Annotated in this window: 20 protein-coding genes, 1 tRNA gene and 2 pseudogenes; 16 read left to right on the top strand and 7 right to left on the bottom strand. The window is 64.5% G+C overall.

The window, feature by feature from the left end; translation table 11 throughout:
• The first annotated feature begins 96 nt into the window (after positions 1–96).
• From tolB to WKW80_RS12525, 5 genes are all read left to right on the top strand, one after another.
• Positions 97–1,410, top strand: coding sequence for a Tol-Pal system beta propeller repeat protein TolB (tolB, locus tag WKW80_RS12545; protein WP_340363892.1), 1,314 nt, complete (start codon positions 97–99; stop codon positions 1,408–1,410).
• Positions 1,411–1,430: 20 nt separating this feature from the next.
• Positions 1,431–1,937, top strand: coding sequence for a peptidoglycan-associated lipoprotein Pal (gene pal, locus WKW80_RS12540; protein WP_340363891.1), 507 nt, complete (start codon positions 1,431–1,433; stop codon positions 1,935–1,937).
• A complete protein-coding gene (ybgF, locus tag WKW80_RS12535) occupies positions 1,937–2,689 on the top strand; it encodes a tol-pal system protein YbgF (protein WP_340363890.1) in 753 nt (250 codons plus the stop codon). The genes pal and ybgF overlap by 1 nt, the downstream gene beginning before the upstream one ends.
• A 62-nt stretch (positions 2,690–2,751) precedes the next feature.
• A complete protein-coding gene (locus WKW80_RS12530; RefSeq protein ID WP_340364163.1) occupies positions 2,752–3,522 on the top strand; it encodes a tRNA threonylcarbamoyladenosine dehydratase in 771 nt (256 codons plus the stop codon).
• A 45-nt stretch (positions 3,523–3,567) separates the two neighbouring features.
• Positions 3,568–3,643: transfer RNA gene (locus WKW80_RS12525), tRNA-Lys, on the top strand.
• 318 nt (positions 3,644–3,961) lie between these two features.
• Here WKW80_RS12525 and WKW80_RS12520 read toward each other — a convergent pair.
• Positions 3,962–5,572 (bottom strand): DUF1254 domain-containing protein, encoded by a 1,611-nt coding sequence (locus tag WKW80_RS12520; protein ID WP_340363889.1) that lies wholly within the window; start codon positions 5,570–5,572, stop codon positions 3,962–3,964.
• 864 nt (positions 5,573–6,436) lie between these two features.
• Between WKW80_RS12520 and WKW80_RS12515 the strand changes: the two are divergent.
• Together WKW80_RS12515 and WKW80_RS12510 are read left to right on the top strand one after the other, a co-directional pair.
• Positions 6,437–7,273 (top strand): annotated as a pseudogene (locus WKW80_RS12515) (DUF924 family protein); the annotation flags it as partial.
• 231 nt (positions 7,274–7,504) lie between these two features.
• Positions 7,505–8,170 (top strand): peroxiredoxin, encoded by a 666-nt coding sequence (locus WKW80_RS12510; protein ID WP_340364162.1) that lies wholly within the window; start codon positions 7,505–7,507, stop codon positions 8,168–8,170.
• A 294-nt stretch (positions 8,171–8,464) separates the two neighbouring features.
• On the opposite strand, the pseudogene WKW80_RS12505 reads toward WKW80_RS12510, so the two are convergent.
• Positions 8,465–8,930 (bottom strand): annotated as a pseudogene (locus WKW80_RS12505) (tyrosine-type recombinase/integrase); the annotation flags it as partial.
• 285 nt (positions 8,931–9,215) lie between these two features.
• Here WKW80_RS12505 and WKW80_RS12500 point away from each other — a divergent pair.
• Positions 9,216–9,617, top strand: a complete 402-nt coding sequence (locus tag WKW80_RS12500) for a hypothetical protein (RefSeq protein ID WP_340363888.1) — start codon at positions 9,216–9,218, stop codon at positions 9,615–9,617.
• 144 nt (positions 9,618–9,761) lie between these two features.
• Here the strand turns inward: WKW80_RS12500 and WKW80_RS12495 are convergent, their stop codons facing one another.
• Positions 9,762–12,164, bottom strand: coding sequence for an arylsulfatase (locus WKW80_RS12495; protein ID WP_340363887.1), 2,403 nt, complete (start codon positions 12,162–12,164; stop codon positions 9,762–9,764).
• Between the two features lie 548 nt (positions 12,165–12,712).
• Here WKW80_RS12495 and fae point away from each other — a divergent pair.
• Complete coding sequence (gene fae / locus WKW80_RS12490; protein ID WP_340363886.1) at positions 12,713–13,222, top strand: formaldehyde-activating enzyme; 510 nt, start codon at positions 12,713–12,715, stop codon at positions 13,220–13,222.
• Between the two features lie 139 nt (positions 13,223–13,361).
• On the opposite strand, the gene WKW80_RS12485 is transcribed toward fae, so the two are convergent.
• Positions 13,362–13,862, bottom strand: a complete 501-nt coding sequence (locus tag WKW80_RS12485; RefSeq protein WP_340363885.1) for a dihydroneopterin aldolase — start codon at positions 13,860–13,862, stop codon at positions 13,362–13,364.
• 214 nt (positions 13,863–14,076) lie between these two features.
• On the opposite strand from WKW80_RS12485, the gene WKW80_RS12480 reads away from it, so the two are divergent.
• The 4 genes from WKW80_RS12480 to WKW80_RS12465 all read left to right on the top strand — a co-directional run bounded on the left by WKW80_RS12480 (position 14,077) and on the right by WKW80_RS12465 (position 19,032).
• On the top strand, positions 14,077–16,173 hold the full coding sequence (locus WKW80_RS12480; protein WP_340363884.1) for a sigma-54-dependent Fis family transcriptional regulator: 2,097 nt from the start codon (positions 14,077–14,079) through the stop codon (positions 16,171–16,173).
• Positions 16,170–16,916, top strand: a complete 747-nt coding sequence (locus WKW80_RS12475; RefSeq protein ID WP_340363883.1) for an HAD family hydrolase — start codon at positions 16,170–16,172, stop codon at positions 16,914–16,916. The genes WKW80_RS12480 and WKW80_RS12475 overlap by 4 nt, the downstream gene beginning before the upstream one ends.
• A 207-nt stretch (positions 16,917–17,123) precedes the next feature.
• Positions 17,124–17,393, top strand: a complete 270-nt coding sequence (locus WKW80_RS12470) for a hypothetical protein (RefSeq protein WP_340363882.1) — start codon at positions 17,124–17,126, stop codon at positions 17,391–17,393.
• Positions 17,394–17,478: 85 nt separating this feature from the next.
• Positions 17,479–19,032 carry a phospholipase D family protein gene (locus tag WKW80_RS12465; protein WP_340363881.1) on the top strand — a complete coding sequence of 518 codons (1,554 nt, stop codon included), beginning with the start codon at positions 17,479–17,481 and terminating at the stop codon, positions 19,030–19,032.
• Between the two features lie 16 nt (positions 19,033–19,048).
• Here the strand turns inward: WKW80_RS12465 and WKW80_RS12460 are convergent, their stop codons facing one another.
• A complete protein-coding gene (locus WKW80_RS12460; protein ID WP_340363880.1) occupies positions 19,049–20,473 on the bottom strand; it encodes a TAXI family TRAP transporter solute-binding subunit in 1,425 nt (474 codons plus the stop codon).
• Positions 20,474–20,652: 179 nt separating this feature from the next.
• Between WKW80_RS12460 and WKW80_RS12455 the strand changes: the two genes are divergently transcribed.
• Positions 20,653–21,771: an AI-2E family transporter gene (locus WKW80_RS12455; RefSeq protein ID WP_340363879.1), complete on the top strand. Its 1,119-nt coding sequence runs from the start codon at positions 20,653–20,655 to the stop codon at positions 21,769–21,771.
• A gap of 135 nt (positions 21,772–21,906) precedes the next feature.
• Here WKW80_RS12455 and WKW80_RS12450 read toward each other — a convergent pair whose 3' ends face one another.
• Positions 21,907–22,536: a response regulator gene (locus tag WKW80_RS12450; protein ID WP_340363878.1), complete on the bottom strand. Its 630-nt coding sequence runs from the start codon at positions 22,534–22,536 to the stop codon at positions 21,907–21,909.
• Complete coding sequence (locus WKW80_RS12445) at positions 22,533–23,894, bottom strand: ATP-binding protein (protein WP_340363877.1); 1,362 nt, start codon at positions 23,892–23,894, stop codon at positions 22,533–22,535. The genes WKW80_RS12450 and WKW80_RS12445 overlap by 4 nt, the downstream gene beginning before the upstream one ends.
• A 218-nt stretch (positions 23,895–24,112) precedes the next feature.
• On the opposite strand from WKW80_RS12445, the gene pqqA reads away from it, so the two are divergent.
• Together pqqA and pqqB are read left to right on the top strand one after the other, a co-directional pair.
• A complete protein-coding gene (gene pqqA, locus WKW80_RS12440; RefSeq protein ID WP_213954950.1) occupies positions 24,113–24,187 on the top strand; it encodes a pyrroloquinoline quinone precursor peptide PqqA in 75 nt (24 codons plus the stop codon).
• A gap of 86 nt (positions 24,188–24,273) precedes the next feature.
• Positions 24,274–25,194: a pyrroloquinoline quinone biosynthesis protein PqqB gene (gene pqqB, locus WKW80_RS12435; RefSeq protein WP_340363876.1), complete on the top strand. Its 921-nt coding sequence runs from the start codon at positions 24,274–24,276 to the stop codon at positions 25,192–25,194.
• The last annotated feature ends 33 nt before the right edge of the window (positions 25,195–25,227 follow it).

Below are 25,227 nucleotides of genomic sequence, written 5' to 3'. Positions count from 1 at the left end.
ACACAGTTTGTGACGTAGGGGCCGGCGCAGTGTGTACCATGTCGCTTCGTTACGCCCGGCTCAGAAACTTTCTGTCCGGAAACATCTCCGAACCGCATGATCAAGCCGTTGCACGACTACAACCCAACTCCTTCTTCATCGTTCCTCGCTCGCCGCAGCCTTATCGCGGCTTTTGCTGCCTCTCCCGCGCTTCCAGCACTCGCCCAGTTCCGGGTTGAAGTGACGGGCGTCGGCTTGACGCAGTTGCCCATTGCGCTGGTGCCGTTCAAGGGGCAGGACGCTTCCCCGCAAAAGATCTCCGCCATCGTGCAGGCCGACCTCGAACGCAGCGGCCAGTTCCGCGGCGTCGATGCGTCCGGGCAGGTGATGGACGAAGCCTCTCGACCCGATCTCAGCCTGTGGCGCCAGCGCACCGCGGACTCGGTGGTGGCCGGCAGCGTGACCCGCCTTGCCGACGGCCGCTACTCTGTGTTGTTCCGCTTGTGGGACGTGGTGCGCGGGCAAGACCTTGGCGGCCAGAGCTACACGGTTCCGCAAGCCGACCTGCGGCTGGCGGCACACCGCATCGCCGATTTCGTCTACGAAAAACTCACCGGCGAAAAGGGCATCTTCTCTACCCGCATCGCCTACGTCACCAAGGGCGGCCGCTACACGTTGTGGGTGGCGGATGCCGACGGCGAAAACGCGCAGGCGGCGTTGACCAGCCCCGAGCCGATCATTTCCCCGCGCTGGTCGTCCAACGGAGGGCAACTGGCGTATGTGTCGTTCGAGTCGCGCAAGCCGGTGGTGTATGTTCACAACGTGGCGAGCGGGCAGCGTCGCCTGGTGGCCAACTTCCGCGGCAACAACAGTGCACCGGCGTGGTCACCCGACGGTGGCACACTGGCCGTGACACTGAGTCGCGACGGCGGATCGCAGCTCTACACCATCTCTTCGAACGGCGGTGATGCGAAGCGCCTCACGCAAAGCAACAGCATCGACACGGAACCGGTCTACTCTTCCGACGGCGGCACGATCTACTTCGTGAGCGACCGCGGCGGTGCGCCGCAGATCTACAAGATGGGCGCTGGTGGCGGCAACCCGACACGGGTCACCTTCACGGGCACCTACAACATCTCTCCCTCCGTCAGCGGTGACGGACGGTGGTTGGCCTACATCTCCAGGGTGGGTGGTGCCTTCAAACTCCACGTGATGGAGTTGTCGTCCGGCAACGTATCAGCCATCACCGACACCACCGCCGACGAGAAGCCCAGTTTCGCACCCAACAGCAAGCTGATCGTGTATGCGACGCAGCTCGGCGGCAAGGAAGCGCTGATGACAACAACGCTGGACGGGAAGATCAAGGCCCGGTTGGCAGGACAGGCAGGCGACATACGCGAACCGGACTGGGGTCCGTTTCAAAAGCAATGATTAACACCGAGGAGTTCCAAATGTTGAAACGCACGATTTACTCGCTGGCCGTGGTGGCCCTGATTGCCGGTTGCTCGTCCAGCACCAAGCTGAACGACGCGCCCGTGACCGACACGCGCGGTGGCACCGGGCAAGGGCAAAGCTCCGTCGCACCGGTCAACGTCGACCAGAGCGCGCTGAATGCGCAAGGGCCGGTGGGTGTCGCGCGCATCGTGTACTTCGACTTCGACAGCTATACCGTCAAGCCCGAGTTCCAGTCGCTGATCGATGGACATGCACGCTTCCTCAAGGCGAATCCATCGCGCCATGTGTTCATCGAAGGCCACACCGACGAGCGCGGCGGCCGCGAATACAACCTGGCGCTCGGCCAGAAGCGTTCCGAAGCAGTGCGCCGTGCCCTGGCGCTGCTGGGCGTTGCGGACTCCCAGGTCGAAGCCATCAGCTTCGGCAAGGAGAAGCCGGCCGCTCAAGGCTCCGGAGAGGACGTGTGGGCGCAAAACCGCCGCGCCGAGATCTCGTACCGTTGATGAACCCCGCATTGAGTTTGCGGCGTATCGCTTGCGCCGCCGTTGTCATGTGCGCGTCGATCGGCGCAAATGCCGCGCTGTTCGAAGACGACGAGGCGCGTCGCGCCATCCTCGACTTGCGCCAGCGCGTCGAAACGATGCGCACGCAATACGAAGCCGCGGCCCAGCGCGCGGGCGAACAGAACGCGCGCACCGTGCTCGAGTTGCAAAACCAGATCGAGGGGCTGCGCAGCGATGTCGCACGCCTCACGGGGCAGAACGAGCAACTTGCCAAGACGGTCTCCGACTTGCAATTGCGCCAGCAGACGGCGGACGACAAGGTGAAGCGGAGCGAGCCCGCTCCCGTGAACGTGGACGGCCGCGAATTCACCGCCGACCCCAAGGAGAAGAGCGACTTCGATGCGGCGCTCGGCATCTTCAGAGCGGGCCAGTTCGGGCAGGCGCAATCGGCCTTTGCGGACTTCGTCAAGCGCTACCCGCAAAGCGGCTACAACCCGTCGGCGCTGTTCTGGCTCGGCAATGCGCAGTACGCCACGCGCAACTACAACGAGGCGATCGCCAATTTCCGCTCGATGCTCTCGCTCGCGCCGGACCATGCCAAGGCGCCCGAGGCCGTGCTCTCGATCGCGAACTGCCAGATCGAACTGAAGGACACCAAGGCCGCGCGCCGGACGCTGGAAGACCTGGTCAAGGCCTACCCGCAGTCCGAAGCCGCTTCTGCTGCTCGCGAACGGCTGGCGCGCCTGAAGTAGCAGGGCACCTGGACAACGCGATCGTGACCGTCGTTGCCTCGCCCGAAGCCGTCGCGGCCGACATGGCGCGGCGCTTTGGCGGCCTTGAGCGGCTCTATGGGATTGCGGGCGCGGCGCGCATTCGCGATGCGCACTTGATGGTCGTCGGCATCGGCGGTGTCGGTTCGTGGGCGGTCGAGGCGCTGGCCCGCAGCGGCGTCGGCAAGTTGACGCTGGTCGACCTGGACCACATTTCCGAATCGAACATCAACCGACAGATCCACGCACTCGATGACACCGTGGGTCAAGCCAAGGTGGAAGCGATGGCGAGCCGCATTGCGCACATCAATCCCGACTGCAGGGTCCTGGCGATCGACGATTTCGTCGAGCCCGACAACTGGGCGGCGATGCTAGCGCGCGCAGTGGACGCGCACGGGCCTTTGAATGCCGTGATCGACGCATGCGATGAAGTGCGCGCCAAGCTCGCGATGGCGGTGTGGGCGCGTAGCGGCAAGCATCGCTTCATTTCCGTCGGCGCCGCGGGTGGCAAGCGCCTCGCGCACAAGGTCGAGATCGACGACATCGCCCTGGCCACGCACGACCCATTGCTTGCGCAGATGCGCAATCGCCTGCGCAAGTTGCATGGCGCGCCGCGCGAGGGCAAGAAGATCGGCGTGACCTGTGTTTTCAGCCGCGAGGCCGTGGCGCCGCCTGATGCATCGTGTGCCATCGAAGAAGGCGACGGCAGCCTCAATTGCCACGGCTACGGTTCCGTCGTGAGCGTCACCGCAACCTTCGGCCAGTGCGCTGCAGGCTGGGCGCTCGATCAGATTGCGCAGGACTCCAAGCTATAATCTTTGGCTTTGCCGCGCTTGAGGCACGGTGAAGGAAGAAAGAGTGGGACGTTAGCTCAGTTGGTAGAGCAGCGGACTTTTAATCCGTTGGTCACTGGTTCGAATCCAGTACGTCCTACCAGAAATGACAAGGGTTAGCGGGTGAGCATCCGCTAACCCTTTTGTCTTTTTGGTCGCTCCCTCTCGACGAGGTCCATGGCCGCGATGAACCCTTGTGGCTAATGATCGCGGCGGGGCAGGAGCGGGCGTAGACGGATGCTTCGCCTACTGTCGCAGTCGGCCATCAGCAGAAGTTCGTGAACGTCCGCTATCTGGTTCCAGGATTCGCGTCCAATCAAAAAAAAAGCGGCCGTTGCGACGAGCGCGTGCGATTCGCGCTTGGTGCAACAAAGCCTCCGCTGAGCGTGCCGTCAGTTTTCCAACGGCCTGGGCCACTGTCTCAGCGAACCAGTTCGATCTCGGTCGGCCGCCACGCCTTGGTGAAGAATGCTTCCTCCGGGCTGTAGAGGCGCAGGAGCGTGAACCAGCCCTTGCCAGGAGTCGTCTGGATCCAGGTTCCCTCTTTGGCCGCTGCTGGTTTGGAGGGCGCGAAATAGACGGTGGTTGAACCGTCCGGGTTTGCTGCCGCCGCCGGCGACGGGTACGCTTGGCTGCCGGCGCGCGGGTAGCGCTGCGGTGTCTGTAGCATCGAGCGGGTTTGATTGTCGTAAACGGTGAACGACCAAAATTTGGCCGCTGGAATGTTGGCCGGCAAGGTCACCTTGTAGGTCTTGCCGCCGTCGAACGCATTCTTCTCGGCGTCCGTGAAGCCCATCAGGTACTGCGATCCGACATTGGGCACTCGCATGATCATGCCTGGTGAGTCCATCGTGTAACCGTAGTAGAACGCGGCGCGGGAATCGAGGGTTCGAGCACCGGTCGGGGGCAGAGGCTTGAACCCGTCCTTAGTGAACATGGGCGGTGGCGTCTCGAAATTGAACCCGCCTTGCCAGAGCATGTTGGCCCACATCGAGCCAGGGTAGTACGCCCAACCCGGGTAGTCGGCCCCACGCCAGTTCAGTGACCGGCCGGCCGCATTGCCCACCGCTGCAGCGTCCGTGAGAATCGCCCGCATCCTCGCATCCGGCTTGAAGGGCTTGCCCTTGACGACGCCGATGGCCGCAAGTTGGCCCAGGAGTTCCGGATCGAACGACGTGGCCGGCTCGAGCTGGACCAACTTGTCTACCATCTCGAAGTAGGAGAAGTCGCTCGGCGGAATCGTATTGAAGGCCTTGCCGCTTGCTTCCACGAACTTCGTCAGCGGAATGGGCGGGTTGGCCGCAAGCCGGACCTTCCCGTCCAGTGCCGTCGCAATGCTGGTTCCGTAGCCCCCTGGCGTGTAAGGATAGATCTTCAGCCCGTTCTTGATCGTCGCGACGGCCGGTTTGGGATCGTTGTTCTCCATGAACGCTCGCACCGCATAGAGGGCGTGCGTGGTTTTCGAGCGCCCTACAAAGAAGCCGCTGTCCGGAAGCGGGCCGTCATAGCCCGGCGGCACGATCAAGTACTTCCCTCCTTCGCCTCGATCGGGGCCGGGAGCGCCGATGTCGATGATCCATCCGAACCACATGTCGTTGAGGGTGCCGAGTTGCTTCGGCGGCACTTCAACCACCAGTGGGCCCTTTGTCAGGTCCAGGACCGCGAGGTTGTATATGGTGTCGGCATTGGCGGTGAGGAAAAGGGAGTTCGAGTCCATGAGGTCTGGGAAGATGACCACCGTGTTGTCCTCGGCCCCGATGCTCTTGAAGCCCTCGCGGATCGCGTAAGCCGATGCCCCTGAGAAGCTGTTCATGAAGGCGCTGATACCGCGCGCAAAGTCCACACTGTCGTATGCCTTGCGCGTGGTCTCCACGCTTGGGGCTCCGTCCTTGAACTCCAGAGTCCCTATGCGCGTTTCGACCCTGTCGGCCGTCCGGATGTTGTCTGGGATGGCTGCCGTCTGCGCAATAGTCAGGCCGTGCATCGTCAGCAGCGACAACGCTACGACGAACTCAGTAGTCGTTGTTCTCATCCGGTTCTTCTCCTCGTTTGTTGGTCGCAGGATAGGCCGAAAGAAATTCACGTGCCACTCGGCCTAAAGGGCAGTTGACAAGCCACCTCCACGAACATTCGCTTTTTCAGGTGGAAGCGGTCATTGAGGGCGACGGCCCGAACGTCTGTTACTGACCAAGCGGTCGGTGGCCGACCGGCATAAGCTAACCTTCGCGGCTACCACGAGTTCTGGGCGCAGAACCGCATCAAGGGCGACGCGGTCTTTGCAACGCTGGTGCTTCCGCTAGGCAAATGAGTTCCCGTTGTTTCCTGCGCGAAAGACGAGGCTTTTCCTGTAGCTCCTTGCCCCTTCAAATCGGCGCGAACGGCAGCTCTGTGGCGTCGAATCTTGACAGCGGAATTTCGCTTGTGAGCCCGTTGCAGACATACGAATCGATCGGCAGCGGACGTTCAGGCGCCTGGGAAACTTGTGAGGCTGCGACGTGCATTCGGCGAGCCGTTCGCGTTAAACAAGCGAAGGCGGTCGCTTCACAAAGCGATCTCACCTCGCTGCCCAGAACCATGTTGTCAAAGCATGCGGCCCGTCGTCCATGCCACCACGCATGTCGCCTGCGCATGGCGCTGCATCTCGTCCCGCGATCGCCCAGTGGGGGCGAGCCCGGTTCGATCGCGGACGCTCAGCCGGTTCAACGGAAGTGCAGCAAGGCCAAGCTGCCGACGAGGCCGCGTAGCGTAAGCCGATGTGGGTGCGGTGCAATACCGGCCAGGCTGTCCTGCGGTTCGATGCGGGCGAATCACACGATGTAATCCTGCGGTTGATCGTGACCGCCCAACCTATATTGCGGGGAATCGCCCGTCGGTTCAATGGGTACGTACGGAAGCGATGCCCGCTACGATGCTACGCCTCACGACCGCCGAGTGTCGGACGCCGGATCCACCTACTCCAGGAGACCCACAAATGGCCGATCTAATGTCCCTGCTGATGGACCTGTTCTCCGCGGAGGAACCGCCGGAGGTGCTGGGCCGCCGTATCCAGCAGAGCCTGCAGGTGATCCTGGCGGGCCTCGACGGACGCGAGACCTTGTCGGAAGCAGACACCGAGACATTGCGACGCGAACTGCGCATGCTGCTGAAGCTCGAAGGCATCCAGATCGCCGCCGCCGAGATCGACAAGGCCGAGCAGGTGTTGCAGTACATGCTGCGACCGAACATCGAGGAATGCCTCAACCTCTGGTTCGGCAAGTCCGAGCAGACCGACCAGGAGATCTGGACCCGCTTCGGCGCCGATGTCGCGATGGCCGCCAAGGGCCACTACGACCACTGGGCACTCGACGTCGACCACCCGCGCCTGCTGGTGGCGCTGGTCATCATCCTCGACCAGTTCCCGCGCAACATGTACCGCGACACGCCGCAGATGTACGCCTGCGATGCGCGTTGCCGCGACCTCGTGAAGCGCGGCCTGCGCGTCGGCGTGGCCGAGCGGCTGCGCCCGGTCGAAAGGGTCTTCCTGTGCCTGGTCCTGACCCACTCCGAGGCGCTCGACGACCAGCACCTGTGCATGGAGGAATGGGGGCGTGCGATGCTTGAACTGGCGTCCGACGACCCGCTCAACGCCTTCCACGAGATCTTCCACCGCCACGTCGCCGTGATCCAGCGCTTCGGCCGCTTTCCCCACCGCAACAAGGTGCTGCAACGCGCCAACACGGCGGCCGAGAACGACTTCCTCGACAACAGCTCGTTCCGCTTCGATCTGCCGCTGGTGCGCGGCCCGGGCGGCGACTTCGTCTTCGCGGGCTCGGTGAAGCGGCGCATCGTGAAGCTGCTCGACCATGAATACCGGACGCTGCTGCCGGATGTCGACGAGGCCCCGCACGGCGCCTTCGAGTTCAAGTACCTCGGGCCGGACAGGGTCTTCAGCAAGACACAGGAACAGCTCAAGAAGCAGGGCTACATCCGCATCGGCGACAGCGTGCCCGACTTCCATGCCGAGACCAGCCTGGGCCCCATCGACTTCCACGCCTTCATCGGCGAGTGCTGGTGCGTGCTGTTTTCGCACCCTGCCGATTTCACGCCGGTGTGCACCACCGAGCTCGGCGTCACCGCCAAGCTGGCGCCCGAATGGAGCGCGCGCAACGCCAAGGTGATCGGCCTCAGCGTGGACAGCACCGAGGACCACGCGCGCTGGATGGTCGACATCAACGAGACCCAGAACACGACCGTCAACTTCCCGATCATCGCGGACAAGGAACGCCGCGTGTCGATGCTGTTCGGCATGCTCGATCCGACCACCTTCCGTCACGGCGAGCATCTCGGCGAGACCATGACGGTGCGCAGCGTGTTCATCATTTCGCCGGCCAAGCGGGTCGAGCTGATCATCACCTACCCGGCCTTTATCGGCCGTAGCTTCGACGAGATCCTGCGCGTGCTCGATGCACTGCAACTCTCGGCCCGGCACCATGTCGCGACGCCTGCCAACTGGCACCCGGGCGACGACACGGTGGTGCTGCCGTTCATCTCGGACGAGGAAGCCGAACAGATGTTCGCTGAGCAGGGCGGCTTCCGCAAGGTGCGTCCCTATCTGCGCTACGTACGCGATCCGTCGTTGCGCATCTTCTGATTCATCAATCTGGCTAATGCACCAAATAAGTCGGCCGCGGCTGCGGGTTGTCCGACCCGGCGCGCCTCGTAGCATCGGGCCGCAGCCTGCCGACAAGGCGCTTAGCGTCCGTTCAACGCAAATTCTCAGACGACTTCGAATGACTCCTCCTGGCCGGCAACGCCATTCCGAGGTGGTTCCAGGAAGCTGCCGTTCGGCCGGGCCGCACGGAAATCCCCGGGAAGGCGGGCATATCGACCGATCGCTTCGCCGAGCTCTGGGATCGACGGCATGCCCGATTGATTGCCGCCCGGATCAGATCTCAGTTTGCTCAGAGATCTCCAATGCGTCGTCCACCTCGATGCCGAGGTATCTCACCGTCGACTCCAGCTTGGCATGGCCAAGCAGCAACTGCACGGCGCGCAGGTTTTTGGTGCGGCGGTAGATCAACGTTGCCTTGGTTCGCCCATCGAACGCGTGCCGTACTCAGCGGGATCGAGACCAAGTTCCTCGACCCAGCCTCGAGAATTCGAGCGTACTGCCGTGTGCCCAGGTGTGGTGAGGCGTGAACGCGGCTGGGGAACGAGAAGTCGTCGGATTTCAGCGCCGATTGCTTGATCCACTTCTGCACAGCTTCGCGCGTCGCCGACGTGATCTCGAACTGCACGGGGCGCTGGGTCTTGTGTTGCATCACTACGGCGCGGGTTGCCACCTGATCGCCGTGGCAGACGTCCCGAACCCTGAGACTGACGAGGTCGCAGCCGCGCAACTTGCTGTCGATTGCTGCTGTCGCCTTCGACGGAACGAAGATTCCTTCGCCTATCGGCGCTCTTGATTTTGTGCCGGGACTCGACGCGCTCACCATGAAGTTAGCTTTAACGACGATAGGAAGCGCTATCTCGAGAATATCGACGAAGGCTCAGATACAGGATTGGCCGAACAGATGGGCGAGAGGATTCGTGACCTTCTTCTCGCGTGGTGTTTCAGGGAGGTGGTCAGAGATACAGGATTGCAGCCCATAAATAGTCCGGGCCTTCGTGACCAATACGACGCGGCTCACTCGGACATGCAAGCCTATCTCACGGCGATTGCTTCACAGTGTTCCATACTTCGAACAACCGGCGAAGAGCCCGTCGTGCTGGTCGGTCGCTCAGCAGCAGCGACGTTGCTACATGAATATCGTTGGGGGAACGAACACTGGAAGTGCCCGCTTCCCACGGGTATCACTGTAAGTGCTGAGAAGGCGAGCGAAGCGCGTTCGATCGCACTCATCAACGGCGTGCCCGTGTTCGAGTTTGAAACGCCGTATGACGACTGCTTTGTATTGTCGACAACGATGCTTAAAAAATTGGCACTGGCTGGCTCGGGAGCCGACAGCGCCCTAGCAATCGATTGGCACGCTCAGGGCGACGATCGCTTGGTATTCGCTTTGACCTGGGAAGGCGATTTCCTCCCGGCACCAGGATAGCGTCCGCTTTCAAATTCCTCCAATGACGGCAGCGGGCCCAACGCGGTCTTCCTCTGCCCTCCCGGGCATGACCGCAGTACAAGCAGCCTCTCGAGCGGCCAGGCCAGTTGCTTGGACCGGCCTTGGGTCCAGGGATCTGTGCGCTTACTGGCGCGCCATCGCAATGCGCAGGGCCTCTTCCGGCGAGATCAGATGATCAACGCTCTCTGCGGCATCGGCTATGGCAAGTTGCACTCCCTTGACGCGCCCGTTGAACGCGTTGTCCTTGGGTCCGTAGTCGGGGGACACTGGCGCGCCGCTGTCTTCGCCCACGTCGCAGCCGTCGTCGGCCGAGAACACCATTGCCTGGGTGATCGGGACAGAGCCCTCGCCGGCCTTCTTGCCATCGACGAACAAGCTCACTTGGCCACCTTTGCCCAGGCCACCACCTGCATACGCGAACTCCATACGCACCTGATGCTCGCCGGCCGGCAGCGGATCTGCGGATTCGACGAAGTAGTGGTTCACGCCCGCAACGTTGTAGCAGTACTTGAGCTTGCCCCGGTGCGCATAGAGGCTCCATCCGCCGATGTTCGCGCCCTGCGCGATGATCACGCCCTGTGCGCCTGAGCCGGGCACCTCGACCTGGGCGGTGACGGAGTGGGACTTGTTCTTGAGGTTCAGAACACAGTTCTCCGACAGCCGGCTCATGCCGCCGAACAGCAACTGCGTCTTTCCCCTGATCAGGACGGGCCGGCCCGCGGTGTCGGGGTTCATCTTCTCGACCACCCGATCGTCGACGGGCAATACCTTGTAGCGTGTGGCCTCGATCAGCCACAGGCGCTGCAGATCATGCAGCTTCTCGGGCATCTGCTTGGACAGGTCACGGGCCTGGCTCCAGTCCTTGCTCGTGTCGTAGAGCTCCCAGACATCGTCGTCGAGCGGCACTGTCTTGCGGCCGACGAGGACCCACGGCGTCCCATGCTTGGTGACCGCGGTCCAGCCCTTGTGATAGATGCCGCGGTTGCCGAACATCTCGAAGTACTGCGTCTCGTGCCGCTCGGCCGCGTTCGCGTCGTTGAAGGTGTACAGCATGCTGACGCCCTCGAGTGGGTCTTGTGCCACGCCGTTGACCTCAACCGGCTGGGGCAGGCCCGCTGCCTCGAGGATCGTCGGCGCGATGTCGATCACGTGATGAAACTGCGAGCGCATCTCACCCTTGGCTTCGATCCCTTTCGGCCAATGGACGATCGTGCCGTTGCGCGTGCCGCCCCAGTGGGAAGCCACCTGCTTGGTCCATTGGTAGGGGGTGTTCATGGCGTGGGCCCAGCCCACTGCATAGTGGTTGTACGACTCCGGTCCGCCGAGCTTGTCGTAGCGCGCCATCAGGAACTCGGGCGTCTCGAGGGCGGCGAGTCCGTTGAAATTGGCCATCTCGTTGTAGGCTCCGTTCAGCGTGCCCTCGGCGGAGGCGCCGTTGTCGCCAACGATGTAGTAGACGAGCGTGTCGTCCAGGATGCCGAGCTTCCCAAGGCTGTCGAGCAGGCGACCGACATGGTGGTCGGTGAACTCCATGAAGCCCGCATACACCTCCATCTGCCGACGCAGGATCGGCTTCATCGTTTCGGGCATTTCGTCCCATGCCGGGATTTCAGCGTGCCGCGCGGTGAGCTCGCAATCGGCCGGGACCACGCCCAGCGCCTTCTGCCGGGCAATGGTTTCCTCGCGCAGCTTGTCCCATCCTTGGTCGAACTTGCCCTTGTACTTGTCGGCCCACTCCTTGGGTACGTGATGGGGCGCGTGCGTGGCACCGGGCGCGAAGTAGGCGAAGAAGGGCTTGTCGGGTGCCAGCGCCTTCTGCTGCCCGATCCAGGCCATCGCCTTGTCGGTCATGTCCTCCATCAGGTGATAGCCCTCCTCGGGCGTCTTCTTCGGCTCGACCGGGTTGGTGCCTTCATAAAGACTCGGATACCACTGGTTGGCTTCGCCCCCGATGAAACCGTAGAAATACTCGAAGCCGCCGCCGCCCGTCGGCCAGGCGTCGAAGGGGCCGACCGAGCTCGTCTCCCACACCGGTACCTCGTGGCACTTGCCGAATTGCGCGGTGGAGTAGCCGTTGAGTTTCAGAGTGCGGGCCAGGGGCGACATGGAGTTGGGAAGCACAGAGCTGTAGCCCGGCGCGCCCGTGGCGATCTCGGTGATGCCGCCCATGCCGCAGGAATGGTGGTTACGGCCGGTCAGCAGGGCCTGTCGCGTCGGCGAGCAAAGCGCGGTGGTATGGAAGCGGTTGAACTTCAGGCCGGCTGCGGCCAGCTTCTCCGCGTTCGGGGTCTGGCAAGGGCCGCCGAAGGCACTTGCCGAGCCAAAGCCGGCATCGTCGATGAGGACGATCAGTACGTTGGGCGCGCCCTTGGGCGGACGCAACTGGTCGATCGGCGGAAAGTGGGTGTCTGGGTCCTTGGCGTCGTAGGTGATGAGCCCAGGTCTGGCCGTGTTGCGCATCGGCAGATGGGTACGAATCCGCCCATCGTCCGAAACCGGGCCCTTCAGCTTGGCTTGTTCGCTCATGAGATTCACTCCTCGATTGAATCGATGAAGCGAATTCACATCACGGATGCGCCCGCTCCTTGGTCCCTCCCATCTGCTCGACGCAACGAGCGTACTCGGAACACGGCGCACCCGCCACAGGAAATTTCAACGCTGACGATACCTACGTTGTAGCCCCACAGTGACCTGCCCCTCTCGCCGTGCCATTCATGACGACGAGCCCGGGGCCACTGCGTTCGGACGCTGCAGAGTCGGCGACGATGTCCCCGACGCGGCGCCGGAGCGGGCTCACACATTGTTCGGGTTCATCCGGGGCCGCGGTACACACTGTCATCACTGCGGCGCAGACGCTGGCGGCCATGCGCGCGGCCGGAGCGCCTCGGCGCCAATCTGGATTTCGCAGCCTGCCGACGCCCCGGGGACCGCATCGGCCTGCGTTCATCTGCTCCGCGCAAGCGACCGCCGCCAACCCGATCCCGGGTGGCACGGAACGTGATATCCGAAGCCTTGCACTGGCCAGTGGGGCCGGTGTCCTCGTGCCCGGGAACGCATACAGGAGACTGAAGACCATGGCAAAAATTGATCGCATGATGGTGGGTGAATCGTTGGTGGGTGAGGGCAATGAAGTGGCCCACATCGACCTGATCATCGGGCCGCGCGGCAGCCCTGCCGAGAGTGCGTTCGCGCACGCGCTGACCAATCAGAAGGACGGCTTCACCTCGCTGCTGGCGGTGATTGCGCCGAACCTGCTGGCCAAGCCGGCGACGGTGCTGTTCAACAAGGTGACGATCAAGGGGGCCAAGCAGGCGGTGCAGATGTTCGGGCCGGCGCAGCGCGCGGTGGCCATGGCGGTGGCGGACTGCGTGGAGGACGGCACGATTCCGGCGGACGAAGCGGACAACCTGTTCATCTGCTGCGGGGTGTTCATCCACTGGCAGGCGGATGACGACAAGAAGATCCAGGACTTCAACTACCAGGCGACCAAGGAGTCGATCAAGCGCGCGGTGGCGGGTTCGCCCACGGCCGCGGAGGTGGTTGCCAAGAAGGGCAGCGTGAGCCATCCTTTCGCGGCGAACTGAACCGCAGGAGGCTCCGGCCCGGGGCCGGCAGCGGCCCGGGCCTTCGCGGCGGACTGTGGCGCGGTGTCGGGCGGTGCGCGATGAAGTGTGGAGCAGCGAATGGCGCGGCCAGGTCTGCCGCCGCGAGTGTGGCGACTCGTCAGCGCTTGCCCGGCACCATTCCCGAACCGATCAGGCGCAGCACGGCGCCACCGCGCGGGAACTGCGCTTCGGGCGGCGGTGCCCTGCGCTCGATCTGCACTCCCACGGCGGCCACGTCGCTGAATTTTCGTGGCTTGACCACCTTGACCCTGACCCAGTTCGCACCGAACTCACCGATCGCGATGTCGGCGATGGCTTCAGCGAAGGCCTCCAGCAACTGCAGCTTGTGCTCGGCCATCAGGCGGCGCAACCGCTCGCAGACGGCACCGTAGTCGATGGTGTCGACGATGCGGTCGGTGTCGCAGGCCCGTGCACGCGGCAGGCCCATGTGCACGTCGATGACCAGCGGCTGTGTGCGGTGCAACTCGGTCTCGTGGATGCCGATCACCGTATCGCCGACGAATCCCTCGATGAATATCACGTCCATCGCGGACAGATCCGGCATCTGCGCGGAGGCAGTCGAAGGTGGGCGAATCGACGGATTGGTGGGGTTCAGCATGCTCTTTCGTCCGGGAGGATCGTGCCGCCTGGGAGGAATTCCCTGCGAGATGATCCCCCCATATGTACCCCCGGTTTGCAAAATGCGGGCCACCCACTGCCGCTTTGTGCGACCGGGCGTTCGGCGCGCACCCGTGCACACCCCGTTGCGTTCGGTGGTCACTGCGCTCCAAAATCAATGAACCGGCGCCAATCGGCGCCGGGTGGAGACCTCGATGGCGCTGACGCTGCGTAATTCGGGACGTTCGGCGGATTCCCACGCCGATCGTGTTCTGGAAGTGGTGCGCGGTGGGTACCAGGAGCATAGCGACGATGTGGTGACGCTCTCCTGGATCCGCTGTCTCAACCAGTACAACCTGCGACCCGACAAGCCGCGCGACCCGGCCGTGATGGGTCGCGTACTGCTCGAGGAGCGCCGTGCGCGCCACGCCGCGGTTCTGGAGTGCGCGCGCTACGAGATGACGACGCTCTACCAGCAGCTGGCCGACACCGAGATGGCCGTGCTGTTGACCGACACCGACGGCGTGATCCTGCACATGGTGTCGTCGCCGGAGTTCGCTGCCGAGGTCGGACCTTTGGGCTTGCGCGCCGGCGGCGTCTGGAGCGAAACCGAGGCCGGCACCAACGGCATGGGCACTTGCATCGCCGCCGCAAGCCCGGTGTGCGTGCGCCGCGAGGACCACTTCTATACGCAGTTCACGCAGTTGACCTGTTCGGCCGTGCCGGTGTGCGACCCTTCCGGCAACGTCGTCGCCGCCCTCGACGTCACGAGCCGTTCCAGCCTGATGCAACAGCACTTGCTGGTGCTGTTGGCGATGACGGCGCGGATGATCGAGAACCGCCTGATCGATCACCAGTTCCGCAGTGCGCATCCGCTGCACTTCCACAGTCGCCCTGAGTTCGTCTATACCTTGCACGAGGGCAAGCTCGCAGTGGACGACGACGGACGCATCCTGGCCGCCAATCGCAGTGCCTTGTTCCAGCTGGGCCTGGAGTCGATGGACGAGATTCGCTCGCGGCGCATCGAGGATCTTTTCCAGACCTCGCTTCAGGACATGCTGCAGCGCAGCGCGTCATCGTCCTTCCACCCGGTCGTGACATATCGCACCAACGCGGCGTCGCGATTCTTTGCGGTGGCGCGGCGGCCGGCCGCTGCGGCTGACGCGCTGTGCCTTCCATCGTCGGCGGTCAGCGCCTCGCCATCGGCAGGCGCGTCGCTGGCGATTTCGCGCTCGAGGGCACGTCCGCCTGTCAAGCGCGCCCCGGCCATCGGTTGCGTCTTCGAAGACCCGCGCCTCGTCGCGCAAATGGAAATCGCCCGTCGTGTGATCGCGCGCGGCACGCCGGTCCTGCTCTGCGGCGAAACCGGGTCGGGCAAGGAAGTCTTCGCGCGCTCGTTGCACGAGGGGAGTCCGCAGGCCTCGGGCGCATTCGTTGCGATCAACTGTGCGAGCCTGCCGGAGGCGCTGATCGAATCCGAGCTCTTCGGCTATTGCGCCGGCGCGTTCACCGGCGCCCAGCGCTCCGGGCGCCGCGGGAAGATCCAGCAGGCCGACGGCGGCACGCTGTTCCTCGACGAAATTGCGGACATGCCGCTGGAGTTGCAATCGCGCCTGCTGCGGGTGCTGGACGAGCGCCGCGTCACGCCGCTGGGAACCGAGGAAAGCCATGCGGTCGACTTCCAGCTCATCAGCGCCAGCCATCGCCATCTTCCGACCCTGGTGCGCGACGGCCGATTCCGCGAAGACCTGTATTACCGGCTCGCCGGCGTCGAGGTGCAACTGCCGCCGCTGCGGGAGCGCAGCGACAAGCTGGAGTTGATCCGCGGCATGCTGGCCACCGAAGGCGGGCCCGACGCCATCCTGAGTGCCGAGGCCGAGCGCATGCTCATGGCGCACAGCTGGCCCGGCAATGTCCGTCAACTAGGGCATGTGTTGCGTACGGCGGCGGCGCTGGCCGATGGCGCGCCGATCACCCGCGTGCACCTGCCCGCGCTGGCCGTCAACCTCCATGCCGGCCACGAGGGAGAGCATGCTGCGTCGATGACTGGCGAGCGCGCCGGCGTCGTGGCCGCAACGCCTCCCTGCTCTCCGCCGGGCGCGCTTCACGGCGAACACCACGACGATGCCCACTCTTCGGCCAAGCTCAACCCGATCCAGACCAATGAGCGGCAGTTGCTGCTGCAGATGCTCGAGCAGCACCGCTGGAACGTGAGCAATGTGGCAAAGGCGCTCGACATCAGTCGCAACACCCTCTATCGGAAGATACACAAGCTCCAGATCGAGGTCTCGCACCCCGAGCAAGGTGCGTGAGCGAGCGTAAGGCCGGGGCCGAGGCGGCCGGCAAGGTGCCCTCCGGCAATCTGGCGTTGTTCGACCTCGACCATACGCTGGTGCCGTTCGACAGCGGCATGGCGTGGATTCGCTTTCTGATCCGCCGAGGCTTTCTTCCGGCCGATGCCGAAGAGCGCCACCTCGCCTTCTGTCGGCTCTATGTGGCGGGCACGCTCGACATCCACGCGATGCATCGCTCGAACATGCAGCCACTGCTTCCGGTCCCGCGGGCGACGCTGGCCCAGTGGCAACGCGAATTCGAAATCGAGATGGCACCGTGCATCCCGGCGCCGAGCATGGCCGCGGTCGAGCGGCACCGGGCGAACGGCGACCTGTGCGCCATCGTCACGGCGACCACGCGGCTGATCGCCGAGCCGATTGCCCGACTGTTCGGCATCGACGAATTGGTGGCGACGCGACCCGCGACCGTGGATGGCTCGCCGGATGCTGCATTCACCGGCGAGATCGACGGCGAACCTTGCTTCCGGCACCACAAGCTGAGCCGGGTGAACGAGTGGCTGGCGGCGCGGCCGGGAGGGTCGAGGACCAGCCTGGCCGAATTCGGGCGGTCGTGGTTCTATTCCGATTCCATCAGCGATTTGCCTTTGCTCGCTGCGGTCTCCGACCCCATCGCGGTCTGCCCGGACGACCGCTTGCGCGCCCACGCGCTGCAGTCCGGTTGGCCTGTTCTCGACTGGGCCTGCGCTTCAGCAGGCTGTTGAAATGCCTTGTTCGAAGTTCCCCCGCAAGTGGGCTTGGGCTGCCTGATCGTCGCCGTGGTGATCTCCCTCAACTCCGGGAAAGCAATTTGTGCCACGATGCACCCTCACTTCGGGCCTGACGCTGGAGATTCCGGGGGTCGACGCCGGGACCCAGGTGCAGGGATTCGCAAACGGACGCCCACCGGGCGAAGCAAGAGGAGCATGCAAATGATCGATTCGAGAAAAGCATCCTTTGGCCGGACAGTCGAGGTGCTCGCAGCAGCCGGCCTTCTGGCGCTGTCGGGCACTGCGCTGGCAACCAACCAGTCGCAGCAGCGCCAGGTCGGCCGGGACGTGAATCAGGCGGCCAAGCAAGACGCACGCTCGACCAAGGTCGACTGCAGGGCAGCGAACCAGCAGAGCAACGCCGCTTGCCGCCACGACAAGCGCGACACCAAGCAAGAGGGTCGCCAGGACAAGCGGGACATCAAGTATTGACCTGCTTTCTCGATCGGTGGCCCCGAGAATGACCCGTTTGAGCCATCGCTCTACGGGGTCCTCGTCCGTGCCTGCATTGCGCTTCTTGCTAGCCGTTGCCCTGGCCTTGCTGATGTCGGCCTGTGCCAGCCTGCCCGATCGGGTGGAGCGTGTCGAGTCGACGGCGCTGGCGGGCACCGAAAGCACCCACCTCGGACAGGCGCTGCGTGCGGAACTCGCGGCCCACGCCGGCAAGTCGGGGATCTATCCGCTCGGCGAGGCCAGGGATGCCTTCGCCGCGCGCATCCTGCTGGCCCAGGCGTCGGATCGCAGCCTCGACCTTCAGTACTACATCTGGCACGGCGACACCACCGGTCAACTGCTGTGGCAGGCCATCTGGCAGGCGGCGCAGCGCGGGGTGCGCGTTCGGATGCTGCTGGACGACGCCAACACCGGCGGCCTCGATCCCGTCCTCGCTGCGCTCGACGCGCATCCGAACATCGAGGTCAGGCTCTTCAATCCCTTTGCCAACCGCGGATTCCGCGTGGCCGACCTGGGTGATTTCGCGCGCCTCAATCGCCGCATGCACAACAAGTCCTTCACGGGCGACAACCAGATGACGATCGTCGGTGGCCGCAATGTGGGTGACGAGTACTACGGCGCGGACCTCAATGTCGGATTCCAGGATCTGGACGTGCTCGCCGTCGGGCCCGTGGTGGGCGAGGTCTCGGCCGAGTTCGACCGCTATTGGAACAACGAGTCCGCCTATCCCGTGGCGAGCTTGCTGGGCCCGGCGCCGAAGGACGGTGCCACCCTTCTGAACGAGAACTGGCAGAAGGTGCAGCAGGATCCGAAGGCACAGCGCTACGTCGATGCACTGCGGCAGTCGCCGCTCGTGCAGCAGGTGGCCGAGCGGAAGATCGCCTTCGAGTGGACCACCGCGCAAGTCCTCAGCGACGACCCTGACAAGGTGCGCTTTTCGCCGGAGCGCAAGGACCTGCAGATGATGCCGCGGCTCTCGGAGGTGTTCGGCAACGGGCAGCGCGAACTCGACCTGGTCTCGCCGTACTTCGTGCCCGGCCAGGGCGGTGCCGATGCCCTGGAGAAGATAGCTGCGCGCGGCGTGAAGGTGCGCGTACTGACGAACTCGTTCCAGGCCACCGATGTCGCACCAGTGCATGCCGGCTACGCCCGGTACCGCAAGGAGTTGCTGCAATCCGGCGTCAAGCTGTATGAACTCAAGCCGGGCCTGGCCGACGTCACGTCGAGGGACGACGACGGTCGCGGCGTCGGCGTCCCCGGCAGCAGCGGCTCGGGCGGGAGTTCTTCCGCGAGCCTGCATGCCAAGACCTTCGCGGTGGACCGGAGCCGCGTCTTTGTCGGCTCCTTCAACCTCGATCCCCGTTCGGCGCGCCTCAACACCGAGATGGGCGTGCTCATCGACAGCCCCGCGCTGGCTCAGCGCCTCTCCGGCCATTTCGACAGCGTGATCCCGGACCAGGCTTATCAGGTGCGGTTGCAGCCGGACAGCACCCGTATGGAATGGATCGACCGCAGCCCCGCTGGCGAGACCCGCTACACGGACGAGCCGGGCATCGGCCCGTGGCAGAGGCTGTGGATCAACTTCCTGTCGATCCTGCCGATCGAGGCAATGCTGTAGCCCCGCAAGGACGTGTTCAGGACGGCATCTTCAAGCCCGATGGGGCTTGCGGGGTGGGCGCAGCGCGCGCCTGGAGATCGTTGCGCACAGACCCCGTTGCGGCATCCACCGCTTCGACATCCGCATGCGCGGCAACGCCTTGCGCCCTGGCCATCACGGTTTGGCGAACCAGGCCGATGTGCTCGCGCAGCGTGTAGGCCTCGCTGGCATAGCTCAACGGGGCCCGGATGCGCGTGGCGGCCTGCTCGATCCGGCCGAGATCGACGAGCCATTGCTCGATAGGCAAGGGGCCAGTCCGTGACCGGACGTCGCGTTCGAGCAATGCCAGCTCTCCATACCAGCGATAGATGCGCGAGCGTATGCGCCAGCGGAACAGGCGCGGCAGGACGTTGGTCAGGGGAACGATCACGAACAGCACCGGCACCAGCAGCATGATCAGGCGCTCGAGATAGGCCGCGATGGTGAACGGCAGGTAGCGGTGAAGCACGCTGGGCCCGAAGCGGTGGTGGCGATCCGCATCGGTCGACACGGGAAGGTCCACCGCAGTAGTGTTCGGAAACTCGTCGTCCCTTTCGAAGTAGCTCTGCTTCCCATGCAGTTCGCGCGCGGCTTCGAGGAGCAGGTTGATGATGGGCGGTGACAGATCGTCGCGCGAAACCAGCATCGCCTTGGTGCCGATCAGCTTCACCTCCTGCTGCGGAATGTGCTGCTCGAGATCGATCGTTCCAGGAGGCAAGGTCAACTTCGTGATGTACGGAACCCTGCGCGGATAGGCTTCTGCGCGTGCCAGGCTCATCAGCTTGAGGTCCGGGTCGTGCAAGGCCTGCCAGACCGCCGGGAACTGCACGGGCCCGACCAGGAAGGCGGCGTCGACCTGTCCCGCCTGCAACGCGCGCAGGGCTTCCAGATTGACCAGGGGCACCAGGTCTGTGTTGAAGCGCGTGATGCCGTTCGCGGCGAGCAAGGGCTCCATGAACGCGCGTACGCCGCTGTCCGCCGAACCCACGGCGATCCGCTTGTAGCGAAGTTCATCGAACTGCTCGCGCACGACGCTGTCACGATAAAAGATCCACAGCGGTTCGTAGTACAGCGCGGCCAGCATGACCAGCGACCCGCGGTCATCCGGGCGCACCACGCCGCCATGCACGAAGGCCACGTCCACGCCGGATTTGGGATTCCGCAGCAAGCGCTCGTTCTCGTCCGCGCCGCCCGTCATGCGCTCCTCGACCGTCACGCCCTCGCGCGCCAGGATTTCCTTGTAGCGCTGCGCGTACTGGTGGTACGTGCCGTCGCGCAGGCCGGACGCGAGAACGATGTGGCGCGGAATGGCGCTTTGCAAGAACCATGCGCCCAAGAAGGCGACGGCCACGCATGCCACCGCGAGCAACGTCCAGCGCGCGTTCTCCTGTCGCGGTCCTGCAGGCACTTCATCCAGTTGCATACCGTGTCGAGTTTTCCGGCAATGTTTGGACCGGGTCCGCGAATGCGTCCCCGATTCCGTGACAACTCCACTTGTTCGGCGCAATCTACTCGTTCTGAATGCTGCCGTCTTGAGAGTTGTCACGTCAAAGGGCAAGCATTGCAAGACAATCGCATGTCTCAACCTTCGGAGGTCGACACATGACGACACCCACGCCAGACCTCGTGCGCGAGACACGGCTGTCCATGAAGCTGATGGATGTGTTCATCCGGGCCGGACTGGTGCTGGCCCTGACGCTGTTGTGCTTCCGGATCTTCGCGCCCTTCATCTCGATGATGGCCTGGGCGCTGATCCTTGCGGTGACGGTCTATCCGGGCCATCAGGCGGTGGCCCGCAGGCTCGGCGGAAAGCAAGGCCTGGCGGCCACCTTCGTGGTGCTGGTCGGCATTGCGTTGATCGTGGTGCCCATGGCCGTGGTGCTGGGTTCGATGGGCGATTCGGTCCACGCGACGGTCGAACGGGTGCGCGACAACAAGGTGGAAATCCCGGCGCCGTCGCCCGGCGTGGCCGAATGGCCCGTGATCGGCCCGAAGGTGTACGGCGTCTGGTCGCTGGCGCACACGGACATGCCCTCGGTCGTCCGGAGGATGCAGCCGCAACTCGGCGAACTGGCCGGCAAGGCGCTGGAGATGGTGGCCAGCATCGCCGGAACGGTGCTGCTGTTCATGGCCTCCTTCATCATCGCCGGCATCATCATGACCTTCGGGGAGTCGGGCGCCGAAGCCGCACGGAAGATCCTCGGGCGCATCGTCGGCACCGAGCGCGGCGTGCAGTTCGCGACGCTGTCCACCGCGACCATTCGCGCGGTGTCGCTGGGCGTGGTCGGCGTCGCGTTCATCCAGGCCATGGTCGTGGGCATCGTGATGATCGTGGCCGCCATTCCATTTGCCGGCGTGCTGGCCATGGTCGTGCTGGTGCTGGGCATCGCGCAGGTGCCGGCACTGCTGGTCACCCTGCCGGTGATCGCGTACATCTGGTTGGGCGGTAACCACGATACCGTGCCGGCCGTGATCTACACGGTGCTGCTGGCGATCGGCGGCATGCTCGACAACGTGTTGAAGCCGCTGCTGCTCGGCCGCGGCGTCGATGCGCCCATGCCGGTGGTGTTGCTCGGCGCGCTGGGCGGCCTGGCGGGCGCCGGCATCCTGGGGATGTTCATCGGCGCCACCGCGCTGAGCCTGGGCTACCAGATCCTCATGGCCTGGGTGGCGACTCATCCGGACGTCGTCACGGAAAGCGACCTGCCGCCAGCCACCTGAGCGCTGGAAGGCTATCTCGCCTGCGACGATCCAGACTTTGAAGCCAAGGCCGCCGACGTGATTGAAGTAGAAGTACTTCAACCCGACACGGCGAACTACTCCCGATGCAATCGTTGCAGGCCACTAGCTAGGCGCCTAGGCCTGGATCAATCCCCAGCGCAGCGCGACCAACGTCAGTTCCGACTGGTTGTTGGCACCCAGCTTCTGCTTCACGTGATACAGGTGCGTGCCTACCGTGCTTGGCGACAGATTGAGCGTCTCGGCGATCTGGGCCACGCTCTGGCCGCGCGCCAGTTGCAGGAACACCGAGAACTCGCGTTCGCTCAGCGTGTCGGCCGGACTCGCGTCGCCTTGGAATTGGGCCAGCGCCAGGGCCTGCGCCGTTCCGGCATCGACATAGCGCTGGCCGCGCGCCACGGCAGTCACAGCGGCGATCAGCGCATCGGGCGCGCTGCGCTTGGCCAGGTAGCCGAGCGCGCCGGCGCGCAGCGCACGTCGCGGATGGACCGTGTCCTCATGCGCCGACAGGACCAGCACGCGCGCCTTCGGGTCTTGCGCAAGCAGGCGGCGCATGGCCTCCAGGCCACCGATTCCGGGCATCGAGAGGTCCATCACGACCACGTCCGGCTGGACCCGTGCGTACTCGATGCAGGCCTGTTCGCCGGTGTCCACCTCGGCCACCACCTCGACCTGCGCGTCGAACAGCAGCATGCGAAAGCCCATGCGCACCAGGGCGTGGTCGTCGGCCAGCAACACGCGAATCATGCGGACTCCTTGCTCCCTGACGCAGGCAAGCGCACCTGCAGACGCGCGCCGTGGGGCTGCACGCTTTCGATTTCGAAGGCGCCGCCCAGTGCCTGCACGCGCTCGGCAAGCCAGCGCAGGCCGTAGTGCTCGCCACGATGCAGGTCTTCGGGTGCGAAGCCGGTGCCGTCGTCGAGCAGCGCCAGTCGCACCTCGCCAGCACGGCTTTCCAACGTCAGGCGCAGCCGGGTGGCCTTGCCATGGCGCATCGCATTGGTGATCCCTTCCTGTGCCGCACGGTACAGGGCCAGCGATGCGTCGGCGCCAAGCACGGCGTCGGCCAGGTCGACCTCGAGTGCGATCTGCACGTCGGCATGGGTGCGCTGCGTGCGCTCGATCAGGTCGTTGAGCGCCTCGGCAAGGCCGAAGTTGTCCAGCACCAGCGGCGTCAAGCGCGGGATGATCCCGTGCATTGCGTCGTATAGGCGTGAAGACTCGTCGGCGATCAGGCGAGCCGCCTGCTCGGCCTGCGGGTCGAGCGGGCGCATGCGCGTCGCGATCGACAGGGCCATGCTGCGCATTGCCGTGACCGACTGGCCGAGTTCATCGTGCAGTTCGCGCGCGATCAGGCGGCGCTCGGCTTCGATGTGCTTGTCGATCCAGCGCGTCAGTTCGCGGCTGTCGGACAACTGCGATTCGGCGCGCACCGCGCGGCGCTCGGTCTCGATGTTTCCCTGCAGCTCGCGGACCATGCGATTGAAGGCCGCGCCGATGGCCGCGGCCTCCTTGCCCGCCAACGGCGGCAGCACGGCGTCAAAGCGGCCGCCCTGAACCTGATCGAGCGCCTGGACGATCTGGCCGAATGGCCGTACGGCCCGCCCGACCAGCCAGAACACCATCGCGTTGACAGCGACCAGGAACGCAAGCGCACCGAGGCCGAGGTTCAGCATGTAGTCCCAGGCGTCGATCTCGGCGCGCGAGGCGTTCGCCCGCACGACCAGCTTGCCGTCGGGGAACGCGATGGACTGGACCGATGGCGTTGGCGAAATCAGGTCGCTGAACCATTCCGGCGCGTCGCGGCCGGCCTTGTAGGTGGGGGAGGGCGAGCGATAGAGTTCGTTCCCTTGCGCGTCGAACAGCGTCAGGTCGTTGGAGCGAATCCGCCCGATGCTCTGGAGGAATGCCAGCATCGCGGGGGTGCCCTGTGCCGCGTAGCGCAATGCCTGTCCTTGCAGCAGCAACGCTGCGACCCGATTGGCGGCCACCGTTTCCTCGTGCACGGACTCCCGCATGCTGCGCATCTCGATCGCCAGGATGGCCGCGGTGAAGATGACGGTCAGCGCAACGACGATCAGGTTGATCTTCAGCCGAAGACTCATCGGGCCTCCAGCGCGTAAGGGACCGTGGTGGGAGCAGACACCCGCGGGATGGTAGCGGCTTGGGCGGGCGTTGGCTCGATTCATGAAAATCATGAGTCTCGAATCATGATCCGAGGTCTGTTGCGATCCTGCTCAAGGCGCCACCATGCATCACGGGACTCGAGAAATCCCCGCGACTGCCAATCGGCAGCCGTGCAATCGTGCAAAGGAGACTGCTTATGCAATGGGAAACCCCAACAGCTCAAGACTTCCGCTTCGGCTTCGAAATCACGATGTACGTCGCCGCCCGCTGAGTTGGGCTGCTTGACCTCGAACCCGCGGGCCTGGCCTGCGGGTTTTCCTTGTCTTCGCCGGTCCGCCGACGCACTGACACTTGCCCATGCGCATCACAGTCCTGGGTTCAGCGGCCGGCGGCGGGTTTCCGCAGTGGAATTGCAATTGCCGCAATTGTGCGGGCCTGCGCGCAGGCACTTTGAAGGCCAAGGCGCGAACCCAGTCGTCGATCTTCGTGCAGCCTGACGAGGGCACCGATGGCGTGCTGTTCAATGCATCCCCCGACATCCTGGAACAGATCCGGAGCAAGCCCGCGCTGCAGCCAGCGCGCGCGATGCGCGATTCGGCCATCGCCGGCGTGGTGCTGATGGATGGCCAGATCGACCACGCCACGGGGCTTTTCATGCTGCGCGAACGCACGTCTGCACTACCGCTGTGGTGCACCGATCCGGTCGAGGAAGACCTGAGCCGTGGCAATCCGGTGCTGGCCGTGCTGGGCCATTACTGCGGCGTGGATCGGCATCGCATCGCGCTGGACGGCCGCTCGTTCACGGTGCCCGGTGTTGCTGACCTGAGCTTTCGCGCGTTGCCGCTGTCGAGCAAGGCCGCCCCTTATTCGCCGCACCGCGACAACCCGGTCGAGGGCGACAACATCGGCATGCTGATCTCCGATGGCCGCAGCGGCACGCGGGTGTTCTACGCGCCCGGCCTCGGGCAGATCACGCCCGCGGTGTTCGACGACATGGCTGGCGCCGACGCGGTGCTGGTCGACGGCACCTTCTGGACCGACGACGAAATGCCACGCTTGGGCCTGGGTACCAAGACCGCCCGCGACATCGGCCACCTGCCGCAGTCGGGGCCGGGCGGCATGCTCGAGTGGATGGCGAAGTTGCCGCCGCGCACGCGACGCATGCTGATCCACATCAACAACACCAATCCGATCCTCGACGAAGATTCGGAAGAGTTCGCGACGCTCGCGCGCGCCGGGGTCGAAGTCTGCGAGGACAACATGCTGATTCGCATATGAGCCAGACGCCTCCGGGCGTTGCCGGTGTCCACG

Origin of the sequence: Variovorax humicola (assembly GCF_037889915.1) — a bacterium.
Taxonomy (GTDB): Bacteria; Pseudomonadota; Gammaproteobacteria; order Burkholderiales; family Burkholderiaceae_C; genus Variovorax; species Variovorax humicola.
The sequence above is the reverse complement of the archived record's forward strand: the minus strand, read 5'-3'. Positions and strand labels throughout refer to the sequence as shown.

Coding starts and splice junctions, on each gene's coding strand:
- pqqB (WP_340363876.1), top strand. CDS start 24,274: ATGCGCATCACAGTCCTGGGTTCAGCGGCCGGCGGCGGGTTTCCGCAG.
- fae (WP_340363886.1), top strand. CDS start 12,713: ATGGCAAAAATTGATCGCATGATGGTGGGTGAATCGTTGGTGGGTGAG.
- WKW80_RS12500 (WP_340363888.1), top strand. CDS start 9,216: ATGCAAGCCTATCTCACGGCGATTGCTTCACAGTGTTCCATACTTCGA.
- WKW80_RS12470 (WP_340363882.1), top strand. CDS start 17,124: ATGATCGATTCGAGAAAAGCATCCTTTGGCCGGACAGTCGAGGTGCTC.
- pal (WP_340363891.1), top strand. CDS start 1,431: ATGTTGAAACGCACGATTTACTCGCTGGCCGTGGTGGCCCTGATTGCC.
- WKW80_RS12480 (WP_340363884.1), top strand. CDS start 14,077: ATGGCGCTGACGCTGCGTAATTCGGGACGTTCGGCGGATTCCCACGCC.
- WKW80_RS12445 (WP_340363877.1), bottom strand. CDS start 23,894: ATGAGTCTTCGGCTGAAGATCAACCTGATCGTCGTTGCGCTGACCGTC.
- WKW80_RS12450 (WP_340363878.1), bottom strand. CDS start 22,536: ATGATTCGCGTGTTGCTGGCCGACGACCACGCCCTGGTGCGCATGGGC.
- WKW80_RS12455 (WP_340363879.1), top strand. CDS start 20,653: ATGACGACACCCACGCCAGACCTCGTGCGCGAGACACGGCTGTCCATG.
- WKW80_RS12530 (WP_340364163.1), top strand. CDS start 2,752: ATGGCGCGGCGCTTTGGCGGCCTTGAGCGGCTCTATGGGATTGCGGGC.
- tolB (WP_340363892.1), top strand. CDS start 97: ATGATCAAGCCGTTGCACGACTACAACCCAACTCCTTCTTCATCGTTC.
- WKW80_RS12495 (WP_340363887.1), bottom strand. CDS start 12,164: ATGAGCGAACAAGCCAAGCTGAAGGGCCCGGTTTCGGACGATGGGCGG.
- WKW80_RS12485 (WP_340363885.1), bottom strand. CDS start 13,862: ATGCTGAACCCCACCAATCCGTCGATTCGCCCACCTTCGACTGCCTCC.
- WKW80_RS12520 (WP_340363889.1), bottom strand. CDS start 5,572: ATGAGAACAACGACTACTGAGTTCGTCGTAGCGTTGTCGCTGCTGACG.
- WKW80_RS12460 (WP_340363880.1), bottom strand. CDS start 20,473: ATGCAACTGGATGAAGTGCCTGCAGGACCGCGACAGGAGAACGCGCGC.
- ybgF (WP_340363890.1), top strand. CDS start 1,937: ATGAACCCCGCATTGAGTTTGCGGCGTATCGCTTGCGCCGCCGTTGTC.